Here is a 10,527-nt window from a genome sequence, read left to right on the forward strand (position 1 = left end):
ATTGCTCTTTCACAGCTTTCACGCCAAGTTGAAAACCGAACAGATAAACGTCCCCAGCTTGCCGATCTACGAGAATCAGGTTCCATTGAACAAGATGCCGATGTTGTGCCGTTTGTTTATCGTGGAGAATATTATCTCAAAAATGAAGCACCCAAAGAAGGCTCCCTTGAGTATAGTAAATGGCAAGAGGCAATGGAGAAAGCCAAGGGCAAAGCTGAGGTTATTATAGCCAAACAACGTCATGGCCCGACAGGCGTCGTTCCTCTTGCCTTTCAATCCGATTTTACACGCTTTAGCGATCTGGAAGAGAGAAGATAATCGTAATATCTTAGAAAAAATCCAAGAGGCTCTCACCAAAAATTATGCATCTTAAAACGCCCTTTGAAAGACCTTTGAAGACCCTTTGAAAACCCCTTTAATTTTTTAAAAAAGACGTGAATTTTAAAAATGAATTGCTGCAAAACCTGGTGTCAAATTCTGCAAAACCTGCTGACAAGCTACATCAATACTGGCTGGGGAACCTGGATTCGAACCAAGATTGACGGAGTCAGAGTCCGCTGTTCTACCATTAAACTATTCCCCAATATAGAAATTGGGTCACTTTTAGCAGATTTTATCATGCACGCAAGCATAAAACACATCAGCATAAAAAAGAGTCTTTCAATATTCATTTTAAGAAGAATTCATTGATAATAAAAAGCAATGGGGATATCTTCGATCATTTTGATTTGGATATCAACATCATAAATATCTTTCAGAATCTCTGGCTTCATGATTTCTTTTGGAGTTCCACAATAAGCGGCTTTACCATTTTTGAGTGCAACGATCATATCTGAATAGGATGAAGCAAAATTGATATCATGCATGATGATAAGAATGGTTTTTTTGAGCTCGTCAGCTGTGCGACGTAAGTGTTTCATCATGGATATAGAATGTTTCATGTCAAGATTATTCAAGGGTTCGTCTAAGAGAAGGTAATCTGTATCTTGGCAAATGATCATCGCGATAAAAGCACGTTGGCGTTGTCCGCCAGAGAGCTCATCTAAAAAGTGGTCTTTTAGATCTTGTAAGCCAAGATATCGGATGGCACTGTCAATAAACTGTTTGTCTTCCTTATTATATCGCCCTTTGGAGTAAGGATATCGCCCAAAACTTACTAAATCATATACGGTTAGGCGAATGGATAAAGGATTGTCTTGGCGCAGGAGTGAGAGTTTTTGAGCCAAAATATCGTGTGGTATTTTATCAATATCAAAGCCATCAATGTTAATCGACCCTTTATGGCTTGATAAAAGACGTCTTATCAGCATCAAAAGTGTTGATTTTCCAGAACCATTGGGGCCAATAAGAGAAATAATTCCCCCTTTTGGCAGATGAAGGCATAAATCATCGATAATCAATCTAGCTCCATAAGCTTTGGAAAGATGATTGATTTCAATCATTTTACTTTTCCCTTCATCAATAATGTTAAGAAGACAATGCCGCCACAAAATTCAATGATAAAACTTAAGCGTCCCGCCATATGGAAAATTTGCTCTAAAATAAATTGTCCACCAACCAGACAAATGATAGCCAATAATACTGCAACCGGCACAACAATAGCATGTTTTGTCTGGGGTGAAAGTTCATAAGAAAGATTGGCAACTAACAATCCAAAAAAGGTTACCGGTCCAACAAGTGCTGTGGAAATAGACACAAAAATAGAAACAAATATAAGAAGTGCTGTAACAGCTTTGTGATAATTAACCCCAAGATTGAGCGCTATTTCGCGCCCTAGAGCAAGAATATCAAGTAAGTGGCGGAAACGCCAACAAATCAGACTCACAATGATGACAATAAGCGTGCCAAAACTGACTAATGATGTATTGAATTTATTAAAATTAGCAAACATAATATCTGTTAAATTCATCATCTGGTCCGGGTTCAGCTGTAATTGCATAAACATGCGAAAGCTGAAAAAAAATCCCCCCAAAACAACACCAATCAAAAGCGTTAAATGAAGTCCTTTGAGACTTCCCGAAAAAAGCCAACGAAAAAGGCTTATTGAAAAGAGTATGAGAATGAGCGCTTCAAAAACTAATTGTCCTTCTTCATTAAAAAAAGGCAAAGAAAGAGAACCAAAAAAATAAATCGTGATGGTTTTGATGAGAATATAAAGCTGATCAAACCCCATAATAGAAGGAGTAAGAAGACGGTTGTTGACGACTGTTTGAAATAAAATAGTCGAAATGGCGATCGTATATGCAATTAAAACAAGAGAAATAAGCTTTGTAAGGCGGAAACTCCAAGTATAAATATTGACATTCCATGTCATGTAAAGACTAATAACGGTGCCGGCCATTACTATAAGTGTTGTTAAGAGAAGTGTTGTTGTTTTCTTTTTATCCAAGACGCTTTCTCCAGCGTAAAAGCAGTATTATAAAAATAAAACTACCAATAACCCCCATCAGAGTGCTGATAGGAATTTCAAGAGAAGGATGAATGATTCGTCCTAAGATATCACAGATCAAGACTATTCCTGCACCACTGATTGCTACCCAAGGAGCAGTATGGCGCATATTATCACCCATAAAATTGGAAACAAGATTTGGAATAATAAGTCCAACAAACGGAATTTTGCCGACTGTACAAACGATAACAGCGGTAATTGAGGACACAATCAAAAGACCAAACAGCATAACACTACGATAATTGAGTCCAAGATTATTGGTTAAATCTTCTCCAAGACCTGCTACAGTAAAGCGGTTTGCTGTGAAATAGGCAAGAATGCAAAGCGGAAAAGAAAACCATAAGAGTTCATATTTTCCTTCAAGAATCATCGAAAAGCTGCCGAATAAATAGGCTTGAAGAGAGGGAAGCAACATTTCATGATCCGCAATAGCATTGGTTAAAGAACCAATAATATAGCCTAGCATGATTCCTGTAAGTGGCACAATAAGAGCGGATTTGAGAGGAATCCGTCGCGATAAAAACATAAAAAAGAGTGCACCAGCCATGGCAAAAGCTGCAGCAATCATCATTTTTCCTAAAACAGGGATATCAGGAAGAAAAATCATTACAAAAACTATGCCAAGAGAAGCGGATTCAACGGTTCCAGTGGTCGATGGTTCAACAAAGCGATTGCGCGCAAGCAACTGCATAATCATGCCTGAAAGTGCAAGTGAGGCACCTACCAAAAAGATCGAAATTGTACGAGGAAGGCGTGTTTGCCAGAAAATAAGCCTCGCATGGGGATCACCTGATAAGAGATCAGAAGGTATTATATCAGAATAACCAACAAAAATACTAAGAATAGAGAGTAGGGTAAGAACTATTATAACTATCCAGTAATTTTTCACGTCGGGTTATTTCCAAAAAAGAGCAGAAATTTTTTATAAATCATTTCTGCTCTTAAATTTATTATCATTATTTTACTTAACTATTATAAGTGAGTACTTATTCGCTTTTTGTAAAGGCTTCACTGATTTGTTGTGCTGCTTCATTTAGCCCAGTAAGACCACCACTTACACGGTACCAGCTCCAAGAGTCTAGATAAATAATTTGTTTCTGTTTTCCAGCGGTTGTGCGGTGAACAAGCTCATTGTTGAGCAGTTGTGCTGCAGATTGTCCTTCTCGTCCGATTGCTGCATCTCGATCAACAACCAATAACCAGTCGGGATTGGTTTCGAGGATAAATTCAGGAGAAATGAGTTGTCCATGCTTTTGCACGGTTAATTTGTCGGTTGCAGGAGCAATTCCAAATGAGGAATGAATAATATCAAAACGTGACTTTGGTCCTAAAGCACTGATCTTTCCACCAGAGGTCATGAGTACAAGCGCTGTCCCCTTTCCTTGAGTGTTTTTACGGACTTCTGCTAATTTTTCATCGAGTTTTGCAATTTCTTGCGCTGCTTCTTTTTCCTTACCAAAAATTTTCCCAAGGATAGACACATTTCGTTTAATATCTTCAAGTGAATTTTCATTGCTTACAGTGAGATCAATTGTGGGAGCAATTTTGGATAAATCTTGATATTTGGGTTGTGTCCGTGAAGAAATAATAATGAGATCAGGTTGAAGAGTGGCAATCTTTTCATAGTCTGGTTCAAAAATGGTACCAATTTTTTCATATTTTGCATCATTAAATCGCTGAAGATAGGTTGGTTTTTTTCCTTCAGGAACACCAACAACGGCTTTGATACCAAGACGATTAATATTGTCAAGCGCTGCAAGATCAAAGACAACAACTTTTTGAGGAGAAGTTGCAACAGAGGTTGTTCCCGAAGCATGATCAATGGTTATGTTTGCACTAACATGCGTCTCTGCCCATGAAAATGTTGTAGAGATTACACTCACAACTAGAATGGAAGCTGCCCATTTCAGATATTTTATCATCGTTATTTTATCCTTTTATTTTATAAAATTACAAGGTTCTGTACACTTAAAAACGCAACTTAGATATTTTATGCACAGTATGATAACTAAATTAACTTCACTATGTTGTAAAGTTGACTGATATATGTTACAAAACGTCACTTATCTCATTTTCACTTAATTCTAGTGCCTTTGCAAGTTATATTTAGAAAGTTTGACATATGATCAATGTATTTAAGAATCGTACACGTATGTGTGCACTTACCACAAGCATCCTTTTTTTTATACAAGGGGCGGATGCCTCTATGGCGAGTGGTAGCGTTTCAGGTCCACTTGAACAACTTATATCAACTGTTATGAGTGAACATTCTGCAAAAGCAAGGGGGAGGCGATCCAACGTGGGTGGTTTTGGGTATAAAGCTCCTTTTAAAGTATCCTTCAAGCCTGTTTCTGTTTGTTCTGATAATCATAGCAATATTCCTCCTAGTTCTGACATGGTCCAGAGTGGTACGCGTACGTCAAGAGATGTATCACGGCGTGGGGCAGAGTCCGGTGTGGGTGTTAAGCGTATGATGTATATAAATGCTTTACAGAGTGGTGTACCATTGGATGATATCTTCAACAATAGTGCGCAGGAATATGATCATATTTACTGTAATAAAGCTGGAGCGTATGTCTTAGCTGGAGCGGATGTGGTAATGAACGATAGTGGTGTTGCTGTATCTGTGGAGAATGATAGTACTAGTGAAGATGAAGTAATTCTTAATTTGGGTGGTGTGAGCATTGAAAATACTGATATCGATTTTTCTGAGAATGTATCTGAAATAGGTTTAGAGAAAATTCTTAATTTATCTTTAAGTAGTGTAGATAATCCACAGTATGTTGCTGTATGGACAAAAGATGAAGGTCAAGAAGGAAGAGCACAAGTTTATTTGCAAAATTCAGATATTGAAGGTTTCTTTATTGGGCTTCAGGCTCAGAATACTGGAAAAATCGTTATGAATAAAGGGAGTATCGTATATACGATTTTAGGTGCTTTTGCTGACGATATGGGAGCGATTTTTTTAAATGATGTGGAGATTAGTGATAGTATAGTCGGTTTGTTTAGTGTTGATTCGTCTGTTATAGCGGTTAGGCAGGGGGAAGTTACTGTGGAAGAGGGAGGAGTAGGAGCTGTTGCAGTAGAAGGGGGAAGAGTTCAACTACTTGGAACTACTGTTAAAATTAATAATAGCTTAAAAAATAAAGATAGTAATCTCAGAAATGAGACAACGAGTATTGGTTTGTTATCGTTAGGAGGTACTATATCTTTTAAAAATGGGAAGTTTGAGGCTTCCGATAGCGTTGCGCTATGGATAAGTGATAACTATAATGGTAATCTCATGGAGAGTGACAAGGTAGAGAGGCGAGCTTTTGACGTTAGTCGTATTATCGGTGAGGTGTTTGTTGGGGCTGAAATGGGTGTTATCTATAATGGTCTTAAAACCAGTAATTCCCCGTATAGTGAGGTTTTATCCTCTGTGGAAAATAGTGCCTTTGGAGATGTTAATTTGCGTGATGGTGCTCAAAACCATCAAAATGGACAGGCAGCAGATTATAAGGTTATCAACTTAAGGGTTTCTGATATCCAGAATTCAAAGATTACAGTGACAGGTAATTCTTATGGTGTACTTTTTGAGAGTACTAGAGAGGATGAAATAAATGAAGAAAGTGCTCTAAATAGACATGCTCTAAATAGACATGAGGATTTAGACGAGAATGAAGAAGATGAGGGTTTAGACGAGGATGAAGGAAAAGGTCATAAAGATAGATGGCACGCAGTTCTTTTGAAAAAGACTGATTTGCAAGTTCCAGAAGGGAAGGCCATTTATGCTGATGCTTTGGATGGTTACGTTTTTATAAAAGGTGACTCAAAGCTTTCTGGTGATTTAGTGTTGGGTGCTGTAGATGGTTCCAATTTGTCAGTTTTTGTTGAGGGGTCGACAATCACCGGTGGAGCTCGCATTGATGAAGAGTCCCGTGCTAGACTTTTTTTATCTGAATCGGAATGGAATGTAACACCTATTTTACATGACAGTTCGAAAAAACCAAAAGGTTGTGTAGGTTCATGTGTTTCGTCTATACTACTTAAAAATTCTTCTATACAATATGAGGCTGATGGTGGGAATGGAAAGATTCACTATCAAACTCTGCGTGTAGGAGATGGGAAAGGAGTAGTTTACACTGCTTCTGGTAACTCTAGAATTTACTTGAATGCGAATTTGGTACCTAGCGATATCAAAGATGTTCAACTATCTGATAGATTGTTGATTCATGGTGATGTTGCTGGAAAAACCGTCGTGCATGTGCTAGATGCTTCCAGTGAGGAAGAACGTGCGGCACACAAAGATGCTAAAAAACCTTATAGTGTCTCACTTATTCAGGTGCATGGAAGAGCAGAGCGGGATTCTTTTAAGCTGGAAAATGGATATATGACACGAGAGGGTTTGCCTTATCAGTATGTTCTTCGTGCTTATGGTCCATTTTTACCTCCAAAAATGCAGCATTTTGATAGGGGATTATTTCTTGAGCGAGTAAAGCGATTAAATGGTAGGGGAGAAGATATTTGGGATTTTCGTTTAGAAAATGAGTATGTAGAACAACCGTTTTATGAGCTTTTTATGCTTGTAGGGACTGATGGAATTAGAGATCCTGCTCAGAAATCTGCAACTCATTTTTTAGTTACTTCTGATATTGAAACTGACATTGACTTTGATACTATAGAGCTTGATACTGTTGAAGACGAACTAAGCGAAGTAGACGAAGTGGACGGTGAATTCTTTCCTCCTTCAACTGATGGAATTATGCTTAAAGTTCCTATTCGGGGTGATTCCCTTGCGAGATCTGAACCGTCTGAAGATGATCTGCCTGTTTCTAGAGGGTCTGGACGTGTTTTACTACCTGGATCTTTGGAAACTAATTCAGTTGAGAGATTTGATACGAATGAAGGTGGAGTAAATGGTGAAACCGTGACTTCTCCTGTATCTAATGAGTCTAGTCCTGTATCTGCTACAATTTCTACTCGAGGGGGTTCACTTTTGAGATCTGAGCCGTCGTCTGAGGATGATCTGCTTGCATCTATTGCATCTCAACGTGTTTTACTATCTGCAAAGCCTTTAGGAACAGATTCAGTTGGAAGATCTGATACTATTAGTGAAGGTGACTTAAACGGTGAAACCGTGATTTCTCCTGTATCCAGTGATTCAGTATCTGAAGTGTTTACAAATGAGGTTTCTGGAAATCCTCCTGCATCTTCTGCTGGTCCTGTTGGACGTATTTTGGTATCTATTGCTAATTCTGCTGAGGAAGTTGTTTCTTCTACGTGTGATGTTACAGGGAATAATGGTCAGCGAGAATCGCAAACTCCTTACTCGTGCAGTGATGGTAAGGAATATACAATAAAGAGTCCTACATTGAAGGCAAGTGATGAGACTAAGCACTCTATGCATGCAGATAAGGGTACGATTATTAAGCTAGACGGTGCTACAATTATAGGAGCGGCTGATAATAAAAATAATGTTGGTCTTGCTGGCTCATCACTTGTTAGTGCTGTGCTTGCAGAAGGTGGTGCAGAGGTTGTTTTAGATAACAAATCATCAGTGAGATCTTCTGCAGTTGGGCTTGAAGCGAAAGGCGGTGGAAAGGTCAAAATGACTGACGGAACGGTTAGTGTTCATCATGTGGGTGCTTTGGCAAGTTCTGGATCGTCTGTTCATTTAAGCAATACACACATTAATGTGACAGGGAATTCAGCTATGGCTGGTCTATCTAGTAATGGTGGTGAGATTGCTATGAGTTCTGGAACGATTGTTATTACAGGGGGAGCTGCAGTCAAATCAGAAACAGGTGGTAGCATTAAATTAAACAAAGTTAATATTACTGCGAGGAAGCAGAATGAAACGAGTTCTGAAGAGAAGGCTGATCGTTCAGCTTTTCTGTTGAGTGGTAATGGTTCTGTTGAGTTTACTGCGGGAAATGTTGTTACTGACGCTAATGGTCTTTTGATTAAGAAGAATGGTAGTGTTGTTGAGACTGAATCTTCTAGAAAAAAGAGATCAACAGATGTTCGTTCTTCTATGAATCACGCTAAGATTGAATCTTCAACTGTTAAGGTGGAAGGTGATAAGTCCTATGGTATATATTTTGATGGCACGGTACAAAAACCAGCAGATGGAAAGAGCCAAGTTGTAAGTGAGAAGCCTGTTAGACAAACAAGGGATGCTAAGCAGAATGCAGCGTCTTTATTGGGGAAAACTTCTTCGGATATAACAGGAACGGTTTTATTGAAGAAAACGGATTTTGAGGTCTTAAAGAGTGTAGCTATTTATGGTAATAACTCCGGAGGCCGTGTTTCTTTAGACAGCAAAGCAACGCTTTCTGGTGATTTACTCTTGAAGGCTGAAAATCATTCTAAGATATTACTTTCTGTTGATGATTCTGTTGTTGTAGGTGGTACGCGCGTTGATAAAGGTTCTTATGCTCAATTAGATTTGACTAATGGATCAGAGTGGATTCTTAAGAAAAGCGCGCATAAGAATTTGGGAACATCCAGTTCAGAATGTATTGATTCGTGTGTTTCTTCCGTGAATCTTGTAAATAGCCGTATAGAGTTTACACCTTCGGAATCTGAAGGGGGGCAATATCAGACACTTCGAATCGGAGGAGGAAAAGGGACTGTCTACAGTGCCTCTGGTAATGCTTTGATTTCCTTCAATGCACGTTTGAATCCGAGTGATCCCAAAGATGAACAAGTAACTGATAGGCTCTTGATTCATGGTGATGTTTCTGGAAAAACTGTTGTGCATGTGCAGGCTGTTTCCGGAAATGTAGGAGAGAAAAACGGAAAAACGCCACATAGTGTTTCACTTATTCAGGTTTACGGAAAAGCAGAGAAAGACTCTTTCCGACTAGCTGGTGATTATGTTGCACTGGGGAATTCACCTTACAAATATACTCTTCGTTCTTACAGTCCGCAAATGACTTCGAAAGGGGAGCATGTTCGTCAGAAGTTTATGAAGGATGGCGGAGGATTTTGGAACTTCCGTTTAGAGAATCAGTATGTTAAGGCTGGTGGTTTTGAAGCAATTTCTCCTTCTAAACCGATTGTGCGGTCTGTTGTTCCACAAGTTCCCACTTATCTTCTCTTGCCAAATAGCCTCTTCCATGCCGGCTTGATGGATATCAACAATCAAAGCAAGCAGTTGGACGTTCTGCGGACCACTTCTGGTGGAGTGTCAGGGGTTCGTGAAAATCCTGCTCTATATTTGCGTGGTTATGGTGGAAGTTACCGTTATGCGTCAGATTTATCTGCACTTGAATATGGTTATGGAGGTGATGTCGACTATAATGGTGTAGAAGCAGGTATCTTGTTACACACAGTTGAAAATGTCGATAATGCGGTGTCTTTTGGAGTGATGGGATCTTATGGAAAGCTTTCTTTACAACCTCAAGACGTTACACAAAGTCAGAAGAGTGCGTTTGATAAATGGACAGCGACAATCTATGGAAACTTGCAACATGATATGGGCTTCTACGTTAATGGTCTTGTCTCCTACGGTTTGTTTAAAGGTGATGTTTTGACCCTTGCACGTGGCAAGACAGCAACATTGGAAGGTCATCCTTTAAGTGTCTCATTGACAGGTGGTCAGTCATTTGCCACAGACTATCAAGGTCTTGTTGTAGAGCCACAAGCACAGGTTGTTTATCAACATCTGCAGTTTAATAAGGCACGTGATATTGATAATTTTGACATTGAGATGGGCAAACTAGATCAATGGGTAGCACGTGTTGGTGGACGTTTGATCAAGTCTCCTACAGGATCTAAGGGTGCGAATGCGGTTGCCTTTTATGGGAAACTTTATCTTGCTCATGGCTTTGGAGAAAGACAGTCCGTACACTTCAAAGATGCTTTCCAGTTGGGATCTTTTGGTTCTTCGTTAGAGGCAGGGTTGGGCTTTAATGCAAAGATAGATACGAAGTTTTCTCTTCATGGTGATGTTCTCTACCAACATAAGCTCAATAAAGCCGGTTTCTCTGGAGCAAGCTTTTCTGGTGGCGTGCGGTATCAGTTCTAATATAAGATATAATAGAAAACGCTTTATGAAAGGCAGCACAGTGTGCTGCCTTTTTGCTTTTTAA

6 protein-coding genes and 1 tRNA gene are annotated in these 10,527 nt (G+C 39.2%); 2 read left to right on the plus strand and 5 right to left on the minus strand.

The features are described 5' to 3' along the window. Positions 1–318: DnaB-like helicase C-terminal domain-containing protein (locus tag BN67_RS11960; protein ID WP_019223639.1), on the plus strand; the 318-nt coding region annotated here is incomplete at its 5' end. A 191-nt stretch (positions 319–509) separates the two neighbouring features. Here the strand turns inward: BN67_RS11960 and BN67_RS08215 are convergent. The 5 genes from BN67_RS08215 to BN67_RS08235 form a co-directional block, all read right to left on the minus strand. After that, positions 510–583: transfer RNA gene (locus tag BN67_RS08215), tRNA-Gln, on the minus strand. Positions 584–683: 100 nt separating this feature from the next. Then, positions 684–1,442, minus strand: coding sequence for an iron ABC transporter ATP-binding protein (locus BN67_RS08220; protein WP_019223640.1), 759 nt, complete (start codon positions 1,440–1,442; stop codon positions 684–686). After that, positions 1,439–2,389, minus strand: coding sequence for an iron chelate uptake ABC transporter family permease subunit (locus BN67_RS08225; RefSeq protein ID WP_019223641.1), 951 nt, complete (start codon positions 2,387–2,389; stop codon positions 1,439–1,441). The genes BN67_RS08220 and BN67_RS08225 overlap by 4 nt, the downstream gene beginning before the upstream one ends. Beyond that, entirely contained in the window at positions 2,382–3,338 is a 957-nt protein-coding gene (locus tag BN67_RS08230) for an ABC transporter permease (protein ID WP_019223642.1), read from the minus strand. The genes BN67_RS08225 and BN67_RS08230 overlap by 8 nt, the downstream gene beginning before the upstream one ends. A gap of 97 nt (positions 3,339–3,435) precedes the next feature. After that, positions 3,436–4,371, minus strand: coding sequence for a siderophore ABC transporter substrate-binding protein (locus BN67_RS08235; protein WP_019223643.1), 936 nt, complete (start codon positions 4,369–4,371; stop codon positions 3,436–3,438). A 200-nt stretch (positions 4,372–4,571) separates the two neighbouring features. Here BN67_RS08235 and BN67_RS08240 point away from each other — a divergent pair, with 200 nt between their 5' ends. Beyond that, complete coding sequence (locus BN67_RS08240; RefSeq protein ID WP_026088233.1) at positions 4,572–10,463, plus strand: autotransporter family protein; 5,892 nt, start codon at positions 4,572–4,574, stop codon at positions 10,461–10,463. Positions 10,464–10,527: the final 64 nt, after the last annotated feature.

This window comes from Bartonella rattaustraliani AUST/NH4 (assembly GCF_000312565.1).
In the GTDB taxonomy this organism is placed as follows: Bacteria; Pseudomonadota; Alphaproteobacteria; order Rhizobiales; family Rhizobiaceae; genus Bartonella; species Bartonella rattaustraliani.